Raw genomic sequence first — 15,940 nt, 5'->3', positions numbered from 1 at the left:
CCTATCCCCTCAGGGCGAGGCCGCGGGAATCGACCCGAGGAGCGCCCTCGCCTCCGTCTCCACTCCCGCCTCCGGCACCTTCGCGAGCAATGCCTCCAGCACGGCGCGGGCTTCGGCGTGCTTCTTCTGCTGGACGAGGATGCGGCCCAGGTTCAGCTGGATCTGCGGGTGGTCCGGGGCCAGCTCCACCGCTCGGCGGACCAACTGCGCTCCGCCCGAGAGGTCGCCGCCCTTCGCCCGGAGCGTGCCGAGGGTGTCGAGGACAGCCGGGTTGTTTGGCTGCAGGCGATGGGCGCGCTCTGCCAGCGTCAGCGCCTGCTTGAGGTCCTGGTCCTGAAGCACCCAGGCAAGGTCGTTCAGGGCCGGCACGTGGTCCGGATACGATTCGAGCACTTTGCGGAAGGTAGAGATGCCCTCGGGCCGGCGGTCCATCGCCACATAGCTCGCCGCCAGCTGCATGAGCACCGGGAGGTCGGCTGCCTGGACCTGCAACCGAGCCCGCAGGACCTCCAGGGCCTTCTCCTGCTCCCGTTGCGCCCATAGCGACCTGGCCAGACCGAGCGTCAACTCCGAGTCCGACTTGCTGCCGGCGACGGCGGTGAAACGCTCCGTGGCGGTCGCGTAGTCTCCCGACCGGAAGGCGACCCAGCCTTCGACCTCCAGGAACTCGGGCCGCTCACCGAACTCCTGCCTCAGCCCCGCCAGCATCTCCCGGGCCTTGCCCGCCTGGCCACGATGGACCAGCAGGTTGACCTCGCCCACCCGGGCCGGGAGGTAGGAGCGGTCGATCTCGATGGCACGCTTGAGCTCCGCCTCGGCTTTCGCCGCCTCCCCGCCACGCGCCAGGCTCTCCCCGTAGAGGAATCGTGCCTCGGCCGAGCGGGGCGTGACCTCGGTCAGCCGCTGGAACGAACGCTGGGCCGCGACGACGTCTCCGGTGGCCATCTGGGACTTGGCGTGGACCAGAAGGAGGTCGGGCCGGCCCGCCAGCTGATCCTCGCTCAGCTCCCGGGTGACCGTCAGGGCCGAGGCGGGGTGTCCGGCACCGAGGTATGCCTGAGCCAGCGCGGCGCGCACGGCAAGGGAAGACGGGAGACGAGCCAGCGCCGCCTTAAGGACTTCGACTCCTGCCTCCCGCCCGGTGCGGCGGGCTTCGACCTCCGCCAGGAGCAGGGCCGCCTGCTCGTCACGGGGATGCGCCTTCGTTACGGATACCAGAAGGGTCCGGGCGCGTTCCAGATTCCCGGCCTGCGCCTCCAGGAGGGCCAGATTACGGGCGGCGGAGGGCTCGTTCGGCTTGATCTTCAGTGCCTCCTCCAGCTCGCCCTTCGCCAGGTCTCCCTTGCCGGAGAGCATGTGACCCAACGCGAGGAGCTTGAGAACCTCCACGTCCCGGGGGCGGCGCTCCTGCATCTTCTTTGCGGCCTCCAGGGCCTCGGCCACCTTGCCCGCGCGCAGAGCCGACAGGGCCTCCAGGAACTCCCGCTTGTCCGGGTCGTCGGTTCCCCCGCCTCCCAGCCCGCCGCCAGCCACCGTCGCAGGCTCGTCGAGCTTCTCCCCCGCCATCAGCTTGGCGACGCGCAGCAGATCGGCCGCCACCCGGGACCCGGGCTCCGCAGCAGCGAGCCGCCGGGCGTACTCCAGTCCCCTGGCCGCGTCCCCCTTGAACAGCGACGCCGTGGCCAGCATGCGCAGCAGGACAGGGTCGTCGGGCGCATCGCGCAGGGCGGCGTCGAGCACCTCCGCCGCGCTCCCGTAGTCCGAGCGGCTCATCTGGACGGCCCCCAGAACCCTCCGCGCCGCGCCCGACTTCGGCGCCTGGGCATAGAGGCTCTCCGAGGCGGCGAGCGCCTGCTCCCGGTTGCCGAGCGCCAAGTGCGTGACCCCCAGGTAAAACTGGACCGCCGGGTCCGACGGGGCCGCTGCGGAAGCAGCCTGGAGCGCCAGAAGCGCCTCCTTGTGCTTGCCCTGAGCGGAGTACGCCACCCCTTCCACGAAGGCCACGTAGGGGTGGTCCTTCAGCCCCGCCGCCTTCAGCGACTTGATGTCGGCCTCCGCCTCGGCGAACTTCTTGAGCTGCACCCGCGCGAGCGCGCGCTTCGCCTGAACCAGACTGACGTAACGCTGCCGCTCGATGGCCTTGCCGAAGGCCTCTTCGGCCAGAGCTGGATTACCCTGCACCAACTCGACCTCCCCCAGCACAGCCCACGCCTCCGCGGAGGAAGGCTGGGCGTCCAGCGCCCGCTTCAGGGCCTCGCGCGCTTCGTCATACTCCTGCTTCACCGCGTGCAGAACCGCCGTGCCGACAAGAGCATCGATTTGCCCCGGCTGGCGCGCCAGAGCGGCATCGAAGAGGCGCCGCGCCTGCTCGATGTTCCCCAGGCCCGCGTACGCCGCACCGCGAAGGGCGTCGAGCGTGGCCGCGTCCTCGGCAGAGAGGTCATCCGACCCCGTCTTACCCCGGGCCGCATCCTCGATGGCCGCCTGGACGATGTCCTGGTAGCGCCCCTGCAGGAGCGCCGCCCGCGTCAGCGGCACTCGGCGGGCGGCCTCGGGAACGCCCAGCCGCTCCGCGCTCTTCAGTTCCTTCTCCGCCGCCGGGCCGTCCCCGACCTCGAGATAGAGGAGCCCCGCCAGTTGCCGGGCCTCCGCATTGTTCGGGGCCTTCTGCAAGGCGTTCTTCAACTCGATGAGCGCCGCCTGGGTCTCACCCTTCTCGTGCTGCGATCGGGCTCGCCGTACGTGCTCCTCGGCGCTCGGCCCACTACAGCCCAGCAGAGTGAGCGTCACGGCAAGGGCCGTCACGGTGAGCGTCGTGCGAAGGGGAAAGTTCGGGCGCGGATGGCGCAGGTCGTGGATGCGGGGCATAGTCGAAACCTCGAAGGGCCGCAGGACTCTGGAATTAGCGACTCGCCCACCCCGGGGTTGATGGGGTCAGGTCTTGGTTCATCACATCTTAGACTAGACTCTCTGCATGGCCCGGCCTCTCCGCCTCGAGTACCCCGGTGCACTCTATCACGCCACCAGCCGCGGCAACGCGCGCGAGGCGGTCTACGCAGACGACCAAGACCGAGTGGTTTTCCTCGATGTCCTCGCCTCGACCGTCGGCCAGTTCCGTTGGCGCATGTACGCCTACTGCCTGATGGGCAATCACTATCACCTGCTCCTCGAGACCCCGGAGCCCAACCTCTCTCGCGGTATGCGACAGTTGAACGGGGTCTACACACAACGATTCAACCGGCGCCACGACCGCGTGGGGCACCTCTTCCAGGGACGATTCAAGGCCATCGTGGTCGATCGCGACTCGTACCTGCTCGAACTCTGCCGCTACGTCGTGCTGAACCCCGTGCGCGCCGGATTGCTCGCCTCCCCCGAGCGGCACCCCTGGAGCAGTTTCCGCGCCACCATGGGCCTCGAGCGGGCGCCGGCGTGGCTGGACGTCGAGACCGTTCTGAGGCAGTTCGGCCCGACGCCCGAGCGCGCGCGACGGCGTTACAGCACATTCGTTTATCGTGGCATCGGCGAGACGGGTCCTTGGGAGCACCTGCGCGGGCAGGTCCTGCTCGGGGACGAGAGCTTCGCGGAGCGCCTGCGACAGGAAATGCCTGCTGAGAACCTCAGCCCGGAAGTCCCACGGGCGCAACGGCACGCCGTTCGACCATCCCTCGAAACCCTGCTCGGGCAGGTTGCGACAGCCAACCGGGCGGAGCGAGACCAGGCGTTCACAACCGCGCACGTCGAGCACGGCTACACGCTGGTCGAGATCGCCCGTGCGGCCGGTGTGCACTACACGACCGTCAGCAAGGCGGTCAAGGGGGTCCATGAGGCGCGCACCAAACAGGGGGGGCACACCAAGCAGGGGGGTCACCAACAGGGGGGTCAGGTCTTTCCCCATCAGTCTTTCGAGCGGATACAGGAAAAGGAAGGCGGGTGACCCTCTGTCGGACCTCCTCGGACAAGCTGGTTTGACCCTCGATGTCTCCACGCCCCCACAGCCCTCTGTCCCCCCTCGCGCGTCGCGCCTTCGCACTCCTCACGCGCAGCGCCTTCGCAGCGGTCACGACGCTCGTAACCCTCGCGGCTTTCGTAACGCTGGCTCTGGCAGTTCTCGTGATGCCCGAAGTGCTCATGATGCCGGCAGGTCTCGTGATGCCGGCAGGTCTCGTGATGCCGGCAGGTCTCGAAACCCTCGCCACTGCTGCAGCCGCCCCAGCGGCCGACCCAGTGGTCGGACTGGGCGACAACCAGGTCGGCGAACGGGATGGTCGGGCCGAAACCACCGACTCGGGCAGCCATCGGCTCTTCATCGAGCGGTACGTCGCTGAGTCGGTGGTTGGCCCCGAGGATTTCGCCATTGAGCCCTCGGGTGACCTCCTCTGCGGCACCGCCGACGGCCGCATCCTCCGCGTCCGGGTGGCGGACGGGCGGGTCGAGGAACTCGCGCGGACCGGCGGGTATCCCCTCGGTCTGGCCCTCGACCGGCAAGGCAACTTGCTGATCGCCGACGCGCGCCGGGGGCTTCTGGGCCTGGACGCGCGGCAGGGGCGTGAGGCCGTGCACCAGCGCCAGGGGCTTCCGGCCTCGGACGAGCACCGAGAGCAGTTGGCCCTGGACGAGCGCCGCGGGCCTGAGGCCCTGGACGAGCGTCGAGAGCGTCACGCCCTGGCGCCCGGGGGCGAGGTCCGACAACTCGTCACGGAAGAAGGTGGGGCGGCGCTCCGTTTCACGAACGGCGTGGCCGTCGGTGCGAGCGGAGCCGTCTACTTTTCCGACAGTTCCCGGCGCCACAGGCCCGAGGCGGTCCACCGGGAGGCCCTGGAAGCCCGGCCGAGTGGCCGACTCCTGCGCTATGACCCCGTCACGGGGGCGGTGGACCGCCTGCTCGACGGCCTCTTCTTCGCCAACGGGGTCGCGGTGGACCCCGAGGAGCGGTTCGTACTGGTCGCCGAGACCTTCGCCTACCGGGTCACGCGGTACTGGCTCCGCGGGCCCCAGGCCGGCCGGGCCGAGCCGTTCATCGAGGACCTGCCGGGATTGCCGGACGGGGTCTCTTACAGCGGCGAGGGCATCTTCAACGGTGAGGGCATCTACTGGCTCGCCCTCTTCGCCCCGCGCAGCCGACTGCTGGACGCGCTCGCCGACTGGCCCTCATTGCGCCGGTTGCTGGCCTGGCTGCCCGCCGCCCTACTCCCGGCGCCCGAGCGCTACGGCCGGGTGCTGGGCCTGGACAGCGAGGGGCGGGTCGTCCACGACCTCCGCGACCCCGCGGGCACCTACGCCCCCATTTCCAGCGCCCGCCAGGCCGGGCGCTGGCTGTATCTGGGGAGTCTCACCGAGCGCGGCATCGGGCGTGCGGCCCTGAGATAAAGGGGAGATAAAGGGGACATTCTGCTTTTCCGGAAAGCCAGACAGGGCGCGGCTTTCCGGAGCCCTGAGCGAGGCGCGGGAGAACCGCGCCGCGCCTCGTTCTCCGGTAAAGCACAATGTCCCCATTTCCGTTTCCGTTATCAGCCGGTGTGCTGTGGCCGGCCCAGCGGCCGGAGGGAGGACCCGAGGCCCAGGCGCGCGGCGGTCTCCTGGACCCAGTCGCCGTCCCCGTAGGGAGCCCCTCGGTTGACGCACTCGCGCAGCCGGCTGAGGAATTCGGGGGTCTCGACGCCTTCGTTCACGCGCCGGAGCCAGTCGGCCGGGCGCGGGACTGGCCACTCATCGAGTCGAACGCCGCTTTTCGCAGGCCGGTGGGCTGCCCCGCTCGACCAGGCCCACTCCTCGGCCCGCTGCACCAGGCCCGCCCGCAGCGGGTTGGCTTCGACGTAGCGCAGGACCGCGAGGAGGTGGGCGTCCCCCTGAATGGGGAAGGCCTTGAACCGCCCCTGCCAGACGCGGCCGCTGGTACCGCGCACCCGGTGGTAGCGGCGCACGTGCGCAGTCAGGAGCCACTGCATCCACCGGCTCAGGTCGCCGTCTTCGTGCGGCCAGAGCACCAGGTGAAAGTGGTTCGGCATCAGGCAGTACGCGAGCAGGCGCATCGGAATGCGCTCGTCGGCACGCGCGACGAGACGGAGGAACGCGGTGTAGTCCGGGGGGCCGTGGTAGACCGTCGCCCTCCGGTTGCCGCGATTGATGACGTGATAGATGACGCCGCCGACCGACGCCCGTGCCGTCCTTGGCATGCTCCGAAGCGTAGGCGCCCCCGCGCACGCCGTCCATGGGAAAACCGGGACATTCTGGAAAGAAAACGGGAAAGAAAACGGGGACATTCTGCTTTTCCGGAGAACGAGGCGCGGCGCGGTCTCCAGGACCTACCCTGCCGGCCCGCGGAAAGCCGCGCCCTGCTTGGCTTTCCGGAAAAGCAGAATGTCCCCGTTTCCCCCCGTTTCCCGACGTCATCTGGCGCGCTCGCAGCACCGACGGCTGGCTCTACGTCTACCTCCTGATCGAGTTCCAATCCACCGTCGACCGCTGGATGGCAGCCCGCGAGCTCGCCGAACTGGTCTCCCCGGGGCAGGCCGGGCTCGAGCACTACCGCCCGCAGCTCCGCTATCTGTTGTTGGACGAGAGCCGCTACACCGAGGAGGAGCTCGCACCGCTGCGCAGTCTGGTGGCTGCGGTATTCCGGCTGGAGGGGAGCTCCGGGAGCGACGGCCTGGTCCGGGCGATGGCGCTCGCCCTGCGCACGCTGCACGAGCCGCGTTACGCCGAGGCTCGGGAGGGATTTCTCACCTGGCTGCGCCGGGTGCTCCTGCCGGGGCGCTTCCCCGGCCTACAATGGTCTGAAAGACTGGATTTGCCGGAGGACGAAGCGATGCTTGCCGAGCGTGTTCGCGACTGGACCCGGGTGTGGCGCCAGGAAGGCCTGGAGCAGGGGCTGAGCGCCGGGCGCCACATGTTACTGCGCCAAGTGGACCGCCGCTTCGGCGCGGCCACGGCCGACGCCGCCGAGCCGCTGCTGGCGGGCATCGACAGCCCCGAGCGACTCGGGCAGGTCGGCGAATGGGTCATCGACTGCGAGGCCCCTGAGGACCTTCTCGCACGGCTCCGGGGCATCGCCGCGTAGGGCGTTCGTGGAAAGCCGCGCCCTGCTTGGCTTTCCGGAAAAGCACAATGTCCCCATTTCCCCATTTCCCCATTTCCCCATTTCCAATGTCCCCGTTTCCGTTTCCCTGACGCTATGCTGGAGAGCGGGTTTTCTTGCTCGACCTCAGACCGATGGCCGTGATCACGGGGTCTGTAAGCAACAAAGGGGATGAGGCGGGTCGGCAACCAGCCAATCCGCCTCATCCCCTTCTTCTGGTGCGCCGGGCACTCGCGCTCGGCCTTCTGGCCGCCGCCCTCTGCGCCGGCCACACCTTCCCGGTCGCGCCGGGCTGGCTGGTCGGGGGACTCGCTGCCTACGCGCTCCTGCTGGCCTGGGCGCCCTCGGCCTGGCTCGTAGTCGTACCCGCGCTCATCCCGGTGCTGGACCTGACCCCTTGGTCAGGACGCCTCTACGTAAACGAGCTGGACTTCTTCCTGCTGGTCACAGTGGCCTCTGCGCTCTGGCACCCGCAACCCTGGTTTCGCACCCTGCGCCTGAGCCGCCCTCCGGTCCTGGTCCTGGCGCTCGTGGTCGTCTGGCAGACGCTCACCACCCTGCGCGGACTCCTGCCGATCCAGCCCCTCGACGCCAATGCCCTCGCCGGGTACTACAGCCATTGGAACAGTCTGCGCCTGGCCCGCGGGTTCCTCTGGGCCGTCCTGCTCCTGCCCCTGCTCGGTCAGGCACGCGCCCGGGATGACTCGGCCGAGCGCCGGCTCTCCGCGGGCATGCTGCTCGGGCTCGCTGGCGCGACCCTATCTGTCCTCTGGGAGCGGGCCGTGTTTACCGGCCTCCTGGACTTCGATCAGGAGTACCGCGTCACCGGTATGTTTTCCGGCATGCACACTGGCGGGGCGCCGGTGGACGCGTACCTGGTGACCACTATCGCCTTTACGGCCAGTGCGTTCTTGCTTTGGAGACGGGTGCCCGTACGCGCCGCCGGGCTGGTCCTCTTCGCAGGTGGCATCTACGCGCTCCTCGTGACCTTCACCCGCACCAATTACCTGGCACTGGCTGCGATGGCCACCACCCTCGTTGCGGGCGCCCTGCTGCTCGCGCGCGCTTCCGGCTCTCCGGCACGCCGTTGGGCGTGGTCAGCAGGGCTCGCGAGCCTACTCGCCCTGGCGCTGGCCGTGCCGGTCCTCGGCGGCGCCTTCATCCAGTCCCGCTTGGCCGACGCGCTACCAGACCTCAAGGGCCGACTGGCACACTGGTCGCGCCTGGTGCAGCAGATCACCTCCGACCCGGCCGCCCGAGCTCTCGGCATGGGCAAGGGTGCCTATCCACGCACCTTTGTCTGGATAGCGACGGACCAGGATCGACCCTCGACTTACGGGCTGGTGACCGAGGGCGAGAATACAGTCTTGCGCTTCGGCAAGAGTGGGGCAGGAAACCTCGTCCTACGGCAACGGTTCACGGTCACCGAGCCGGGCCCCTACCGACTCACGGTCAATCTCCGACCCGTCAGCGCCGCGCCCACCAGCTTCCTGGTGGAGATCTGCGAGCGAAACATCCTTAGCCCCTACCGGGAATGTTTCTGGACCAGCTTCCGAACCGCTGCCGAGCCCGGTGCCTGGGAGCAATTCGAGTGGTCCTTCGACGTCTCGCACCTCGGCGGGGACTCCTGGCTCGGCGCGAGGCCCGTAGAGGTCGCACTCCTGCACCGCGGCCTCGCGGTCGGCGTGGACATCGACGCCGTGCGCGTGCTCACCCCTGCCGGACGGGACCTGATAGTGAACGGCGACTTCAGCTCAGGGCTAGACCGGTGGCACCTGTGGTCCGGCGAGCACCGGCTCTGGCATGCCCTGAACCTCTGGGTCGATGCCTTCTTCGAGGGTGGCTGGCTTGGCCTCGCTGCCCTCCTCATCCTTCAGGTTTTCTGGGTGGTACGGCTCGCCACCCGCGTGAGTCACGGTGACCCCATGGCCCTGGTACTCGCGATTGCCTTCGCGGGCCTCCTGGCCGTCGGCCTGTTTGACAGCAGCTTTGATGACCCGCGGATATCCTTGCTCTTCTTCCTCCTGACGTGGTTCGTCATGCTGCCCACCCAGCGCCCACCGGTTCATGAACCGCCCACCGGAGCACCGGCACGCGTCGACACGCGGACTGGCTTGTCAGCTCAGCCTGCCTCGACGCAGCCACACCGCAGGCAGCTCGCAGGACTGCTGCTCCTGCCTGTTCTCGCGCTAGGACCACTCCCTTTCCCGCTGGAGGCACTGGCCGCGCCCGCCCCCGAAACGGCTGCACACCCCGCCCCCGCACGGGCCGGCTTCGTCGCCGCCAACGTCACAACCGCGAGCCCACCCCAAGGCGAGCGCGGCACCCGGCCCATCCGCCACGCGCGCACGTTCGCCGAATTGTGCGAGGAACCGGGGGTACTCGCCTGCTTTGATTTCGACGGCGAGCGCCCGTTAGCCAGCCGTGTCGGCACCCTCACGGCATCCCTTGGTGCCACCCGCGACCGCCCGGCAAAGGCCTACCTCTATCGTGGCCCAGAGACCCGCGGCGGGGGCGCCGTGCGCATGGACTTTCTCCCCAGCGACGGGCCCGACCACGGCGGTCTCACCTTCACGCTCAATGAGTTTCGCGAAGGCGACACCATCGTCGTCCAGTGGCGCCAGTGGTTCTCCCCGGAGCTCGTTACGACATTCGATTCCGAGCGCCGCCCTATAAAGTCCGCCGTCGGAGGCGATGGTGCGAAGCAACTCATCATCAACGAAATCGGCGACCCCGCCGGCTGCTCCTTTGGCCAGATCGTTGCTAATACCAGCTGGAATGGGCCTGTCGGCCTCTACCACGGCTGCGGACTGTGGGCCACGCCCAACGTCCCCGACCCCACCGGCACCGACCCCTACGATTACGACATCCAGCCCGGGGGCGACAACGCCTGTCGTTACCGCTATGTGTCACACGACCGCAATCTGCCCAACGTCGCCTATCTGTTTCCGACAGACCCACCGGACCTTCTCACCGTGCCGGGGTTCCACAAACCCGTCGTACCGGGCCGCTACCACGGCTGCATCGGATGGAAGCCAGCCCAGTGGATGACCTTCCGACTGGAGGTCACCCTCGTCTTCTGCCCCGAGCCCTGGACGGGGCGGATCCCTCCCGCCTGTCAGAACCTCACGCACGGAGACTCCGCGGCCCGCATTCGTTACTGGGTCAAGTATCAGGAAGACCCTCGACCCTGGCTCGTCTACGATTTTCCGATGCCCATGCGCTGGCGCGAGGGCCACAACGGGCGCTACGGCCGCTTTGGCTTCACACCCTACAACACCAACGAGACACCCTCCAACAACAAGCCGTCCGCGTTCGTCCTCTACGACGACATCTTCGTCGCGAAGAATCCCAGAACCCCTCCCTGGCCTATTGACTGACAACGCGCCCGCTCAAGGCCGCTCCATCCCCATCGCACACTTGCCAGCGCACCTGCTCCCTTAAGGTATATGGCCTTGAATCCTGTCCAGCGGTCGGGGTCCACCTCACTCTTACCCCAGGCCTCCGTCGTGGATAATGGCCACGGGGCAATCCGTTAGCCCGCACCCACGTGAAATTCAAGAGAGCCCCTTGTTACCTATGAGCGAACGCTCATCAAGAGCCCTTCGTTACGGTCGATACAGGTGCAACCACCAAGGCCTTGCAGCCTCAATAGGACGATCATGCTGCTGATCAACGACTTGGGCCGCCACTCTGCGTCCTTTGCCAACGACATCCACGCAGCCATGCGGCGCGTGGTGGACAGTGGTTGGTATGTGCTCGGGCCCGAGGTACGGGCCTTTGAGCAAGAGCTTGCCGCCTACTGCCGCATGCCCTATTGCGTCGGCGTGGGGAACGGTACCGACGCGCTGGAACTCGGTCTTCGAGCCCTCGGTGTTGCGCCAGGCGACATAGTCGCCACCGTAGCGAATGCTGGGATGTACTCGTCGACCGCTATCGTCGCGACCGGGGCAATCCCACACTACGTCGACGTGGACGAAAGGCTGACGATGTCGCCATCGGCACTCGAGAAGGTCCTCGGTCGTGGTGTCAGGGCGGTCATTGTGACGCATCTCTACGGTCGGATGGCCAGCATGCCCGCTATCCTCCACCTCTGTCGGGCGGCTGGGGTCCCGCTCGTCGAAGACTGCGCCCAAGCGATTGGCGCCGAGATTGACGGCACGCCGGCGGGTGCCTGGGGCGACGTCGGGTGTTTCAGCTTCTATCCCACGAAGAACCTTGGGGCCATTGGCGACGGCGGGGCGATGCTCGCCCGCGATGAGCGTGTCGCCGAACGCATGCGGGCCCTTCGCCAGTATGGCTGGACCCGCAAGTACGAGGCGACAATCCCCGCGGGCCGAAACAGCCGCCTCGACGAGCTGCAGTCCGCCGTGCTGCGAGCGAAGCTCCCCTACCTCGCCGGATGGAACGTGCGACGCAGGGCGATCGCGGACCGTTATCACGGGGCCATCCGGAATGCTGCCCTGGAACTCCCACCCCCCTCGGACCCGGCCTACGTCGCGCACCTCTATGTCGTACGCACGGCCGAGCGCGATGCGCTGCGGAGCCACCTCTCCGCGGCCGGAATCGCCTCCGAGGTGCATTACCCGGTGCCAGACTACCGCCAGCCGGCCCTCGCCGGACGCGCACCCTCCGAAGCGCTTCCCGCGACCGAGGCGGCCTGCCGGGAGGTCCTCTCCCTGCCCTGCTTCCCGGAGATGTCCGACGAGGAGGTAGACACCGTGGCCGAGGCTGTCAACCGCTGGGAGCCCCCGTGTACTCCCTGATCATCCCGGTCTACAAGAACGAGGGTTCCATCCCGGAGCTCCTCGACGCCGTCGCCCGACTGAATGCCCGCCTCACCTATAAGTTGGAGGTTGTCTTCGTCGTTGATGGGAGTCCGGACCGGAGCTACGCGCTCCTCGAGGCCGCCCTGAAGGAGTCTGGCGTCCGCGCCCAACTCCTCGCGCTCTCCAGAAACTTCGGCTCCTTCCCTGCCATTCGCGCCGGGCTCGCGGCGGCGGAAGGGCCATTCTTCGCGGTCATGGCCGCCGATCTGCAGGAGCCGCCTGAGCTTGCCGAGGAGTTCTTTCGGATCCTCTCAAAGGGGGAGGCGGACGTTGTTATCGGGACGCGCGAGGGCCGCGACGACCCATTTTTGAGCCGCATCGCGGCCGGCACGTTCTGGGGACTCTACCGCAAGCTCGTGCTTCCGGACATGCCCCCCGGCGGCGTCGACGTGTTCGGCTGCAACCTCGCGTTCCGCAATGAGCTACTGCGCCTCGAGGAGACCCACACCTCGCTCGTCGGCCTCCTTTTCTGGCTCGGCTTCCGGCGCACCGTGGTCCCCTACCGGCGGCTGGCGCGCCGGCACGGAAGCTCGGCGTGGACGTTCCGGCGCAAGTTCCGATACCTGCTGGACAGTGTCTTCGCGTTCACTGACCTCCCGCTTCGGGTGCTGACCGGCATCGGTGCGCTCGGGGTGGGTCTAAGCATGGTGCTGGGCCTCCTGGTGGTGGCGGCGCGCCTGACGGGTGGCATCGGGGTACCCGGTTACGCAGCCACGGCCATCCTGGTCCTTTTCTTCGGGGCACTGGGGCTCCTCGCCAACGGGCTTGTCGGGTCCTACGTCTGGCGGACGTACGAGAACTCGAAGGGGCGTCCCAACGCCATCGTGATGAGGACGACCACCTATGCGCCGGAAGCGGGCGATGCCCGCACGGTCAGAGGAGATTGAGGCATGAGCCATTTTGTGCATGCGCAAGGCATATGCGAGTCCGAGCATGTTGGGAAAGGGACGCGGATCTGGGCCTTTGCCCACGTGCTTCCAGGCGCTCGCATCGGCACCGACTGCAACCTGTGCGATCACGTCTTCGTCGAGAACGACGTGGTCGTAGGCGACCGCGTCACGATCAAATCCGGCGTCCAACTCTGGGACGGCGTAACGCTTGAAGACGACGTCTTCGTGGGCCCGAACGCCACCTTCACCAACGACCCCTTCCCTCGGAGCAAACGGTACCCCGAGCGCTTTGGAGAGTCGCGCGTCTGCAAGGGTGCGTCCATCGGAGCCAATGCCACGATCCTGCCGGGCGTGACCATCGGCCGGCGGGCGATGGTCGGCGCTGGCGCCGTGGTCACCCACGACGTACCGCCGAACGCCATCGTCGTGGGCAACCCTGCCCGGATCATCGGCTACGTCGACGGGGATAAGTACCGGGACGCGGAGCCCCAGCCCTCGCAACCTGCCGGTCTGGCAACGATCCCAACCGCCGTGCGCGGAGTTACGCTGCACCGGCTCAAAGCCGTCACCGATCTCCGCGGCAGCATCACGGTCGGGGAGATCGATCGCGACCTTCCCTTTCAGCCGCATCGCTGGTTCATCGTCTACGACGTCCCGAGCACCAAGACCCGCGGCGCGCACGCCCACCGCACCTGCCACCAGTTTCTCATCTCGGTCCGGGGATCGTGCGCGGTCGTCGCCGACGATGGCCAGCACCGCCAAGAGTTCCAACTGGACGCGCCCGAGCTCGGACTCTACCTGCCGCCGATGGTGTGGGGCATCCAGTACAAGTACACGCCGGACGCCGCGTTGCTCGTGTACGCCTCGCACCCCTACGACTCTGCGGACTACATCCGCGACTACGACACCTGGCTGGCAGAGCTCGGGGCCGCGCGCTGAGCCGCCGACGATGCCGGCGCAATTCGCGCGATTCCTGCTCGGGGGTATTGGCAACACCCTGGCCACGTACGCACTCTACCTTGCCCTTCTGACCATCCTCGACTACCGGCTCGCGTATACCGCAGCCTATGCGTCGGGAGTCCTGCTCGCCTACTGGATCGGGCTGCGGTTCGTCTTCCGGGAGCGCGGATCGTGGTCCAAGCTTAGCCGATTCCCATTGGTGTACGGAGTCCAGTACATCCTGGGCGTCGCCGTCGTGGTCGCCGTCGTAGACGGCCTCGGCGTCCCCGCGTCGCTCGGCCCGATTGCCGCCGTCGCAGTGTCGATCCCCGTCACGTTCCTCTTGAGCCGGAGGATACTGACTGGCGCACCGGCTGAACGTCATGCAGCAGAGGCAGCACCGCCCGACCCGTCTCGGCCCCAGGACTGAGCTGCCAACCAGGGGCGTCGAAAAAGCCCGACCGATACGCAACCCACGGCACGCCTCAGCGGAACTCGCCACTCAGACTGTGTTCGACTACCTGCTGCGCCATACCCCTTGCTGGCGGCCGCATCGGAGAAAGTAACAAAATGGTCCAACCAGGCCCCTCACTACCTCACAGACGATGACTCAGGGGCAGCCATTCGTTACTGACTCAAGCATCAGAACCACCTCGACTCTCGCTCATCTACGATTCTCCGGTGCGCATGGGCTGGCGCGAGCGCCAGCGACATCCCCACCGTCGGGCTTGGTTTCACGCCCTATAACACCAATGAGACACCCTCGCACACCAAGCCATTCGCGTTTGCCCTCCACGACAAGATCCTCGTCGCGACGAATGCAGAGACCCCTGCTCGGCCTATCGACTGACAACTCGCACGGTCACGATAGCTCCATCCCCAGCGCACACGTGCCGACCAACCCCTGGGTAAAGCCCCTACCCCCTCTCTCTCGAAGACCCGGGCGCAAGGGACAATGGACGCTCGACAGCCAGAAAGAGCAGCCCTGTGGGAAACAAAGTAACAGCAAACATCACCGGCAACACCGCCCAGAAGAACCAACCCTCATAGCGACCGGCAGGGGCGAGTGTACCAAGCCCGAGAAAGCCAACCTGAAGAACCAGATTATGAAGCAGGTAATACGAATAGCTCATATTACCAAGCCAGCGTAGAGGCGTCCGCGAGAAGACACGCGCCAGCCAACTATCGGCATTCCGAAAACACACCCAACAAAGTATGCCGAAAGACCAAAACATCAACCCAACCTTGAATGCATAACCCCCCGTGCCATGGAAAGGCAACAACACCGACACCAGTCCAACAGCCAACGCCAGAAGACCAACTCCTGAGCCGGGCCCCGGAAGCTTGCTGCATTTCACCGCCTCCCACACAACGATCCCAGCAATAAACATAACCAGCCTGAGGTGCCCTCCATAGGCAGCACCATACCCTGTAATCAAGGCGGCAAGAGCGAGAAAGAACCCGAACCGAAATCCCCTCTCGCGGTCCCGTAGCCCAAACACCGTAATAACAAGGGGGATTGTGAAGTAATAGAACATCTCATAACTGAGAGACCAGGCTACCGCAACCAACGGCTCGATCGGAAAGAGCCCCGGAAGGAGGAGGACATTCGAGACAATATAAACCACCCCCGCTCCCGCACCGTCTGGAATCTTGCTTTCCCTCCCGGCCAAAAGCGACAAGACAACATAACCCGAGAGTACCACGATAAATGCCGGATAAATTCGTCTGACGCGCCTCAGAACAAAGCGCCCAAGAGGTTGCGCCCGAGAAATCAAGGACCCATATATTACGTAACCGCTCAGAACGAAAAACAGATCAACTCCACTGCTTCCCACAAGCCGCAATGCCTTTGCGAACTCGAGAAGCGACGACTCCGGCAAAAGCCACGGCCTGATCAAGTTTGAATAATGAACAAGAAACACGAGAAAGACTGCAAAACCGCGCAACCCCTCCATCGGGCGAATATTCTGCCCCGCACCCCCACGCGACAACTCAAACCTTGCCCTCAGCCATTCCACCGCCGTCACCCAAAGAGCCAAAGGCGCACGCGCATGTCGCTTGTCAGAAACTTCCTTCACGCGCCGACCTGCGCCTACGCGTTAGTATGCGGCTTTACCAACGACGGTGTTACTGTGCACCAACCAATTGGGACAACTTTGGAAATGGCATCCTAGCTCTCAGCCTGTATTGATACAGCGAGGCGC

General features: G+C 66.6%; 10 protein-coding genes. 7 read left to right on the top strand and 3 right to left on the bottom strand.

Annotated elements, in window-relative coordinates:
* Positions 1–9: 9 nt before the first annotated feature.
* Positions 10–2,868, bottom strand: a complete 2,859-nt coding sequence (gene prsT / locus KA217_00435) for a PEP-CTERM system TPR-repeat protein PrsT (GenBank protein MBP7710922.1) — start codon at positions 2,866–2,868, stop codon at positions 10–12.
* A 106-nt stretch (positions 2,869–2,974) separates the two neighbouring features.
* On the opposite strand from prsT, the gene KA217_00430 reads away from it, so the two are divergent.
* On the top strand, positions 2,975–3,934 hold the full coding sequence (locus KA217_00430; GenBank protein MBP7710921.1) for a transposase: 960 nt from the start codon (positions 2,975–2,977) through the stop codon (positions 3,932–3,934).
* 179 nt (positions 3,935–4,113) lie between these two features.
* Positions 4,114–5,367, top strand: coding sequence for a strictosidine synthase family protein (locus tag KA217_00425; GenBank protein ID MBP7710920.1), 1,254 nt, complete (start codon positions 4,114–4,116; stop codon positions 5,365–5,367).
* Positions 5,368–5,507: 140 nt separating this feature from the next.
* Here KA217_00425 and KA217_00420 read toward each other — a convergent pair whose 3' ends face one another.
* A complete protein-coding gene (locus KA217_00420) occupies positions 5,508–6,173 on the bottom strand; it encodes a transposase (GenBank protein ID MBP7710919.1) in 666 nt (221 codons plus the stop codon).
* A gap of 293 nt (positions 6,174–6,466) precedes the next feature.
* Here KA217_00420 and KA217_00415 point away from each other — a divergent pair, with 293 nt between their 5' ends.
* From KA217_00415 to KA217_00395, 5 genes are all read left to right on the top strand, one after another.
* The gene (locus KA217_00415; GenBank protein ID MBP7710918.1) at positions 6,467–7,057 is read left to right on the top strand and encodes a hypothetical protein; all 591 of its coding nucleotides are present in this window, start codon (positions 6,467–6,469) and stop codon (positions 7,055–7,057) included.
* Positions 7,058–7,191: 134 nt separating this feature from the next.
* Positions 7,192–10,455 carry a hypothetical protein gene (locus KA217_00410; GenBank protein ID MBP7710917.1) on the top strand — a complete coding sequence of 1,088 codons (3,264 nt, stop codon included), beginning with the start codon at positions 7,192–7,194 and terminating at the stop codon, positions 10,453–10,455.
* 1,022 nt (positions 10,456–11,477) lie between these two features.
* The gene (locus KA217_00405; protein MBP7710916.1) at positions 11,478–12,791 is read left to right on the top strand and encodes a glycosyltransferase family 2 protein; all 1,314 of its coding nucleotides are present in this window, start codon (positions 11,478–11,480) and stop codon (positions 12,789–12,791) included.
* A 3-nt stretch (positions 12,792–12,794) separates the two neighbouring features.
* Entirely contained in the window at positions 12,795–13,733 is a 939-nt protein-coding gene (locus tag KA217_00400; protein ID MBP7710915.1) for a WxcM-like domain-containing protein, read from the top strand.
* Positions 13,734–13,743: 10 nt separating this feature from the next.
* Entirely contained in the window at positions 13,744–14,163 is a 420-nt protein-coding gene (locus tag KA217_00395; GenBank protein MBP7710914.1) for a GtrA family protein, read from the top strand.
* A gap of 487 nt (positions 14,164–14,650) precedes the next feature.
* On the opposite strand, the gene KA217_00390 is transcribed toward KA217_00395, so the two are convergent.
* Positions 14,651–15,691 carry an acyltransferase gene (locus KA217_00390; protein MBP7710913.1) on the bottom strand — a complete coding sequence of 347 codons (1,041 nt, stop codon included), beginning with the start codon at positions 15,689–15,691 and terminating at the stop codon, positions 14,651–14,653.
* Positions 15,692–15,940 lie beyond the last annotated feature (249 nt).

The organism is Gammaproteobacteria bacterium (genome assembly GCA_017999615.1).
In the GTDB taxonomy this organism is placed as follows: domain Bacteria; phylum Pseudomonadota; class Gammaproteobacteria; order JAABTG01; family JAABTG01; genus JAGNLM01.
Note: the sequence above shows the minus strand (reverse complement) of the source record. Positions and strands in the feature narration are given on the sequence as shown.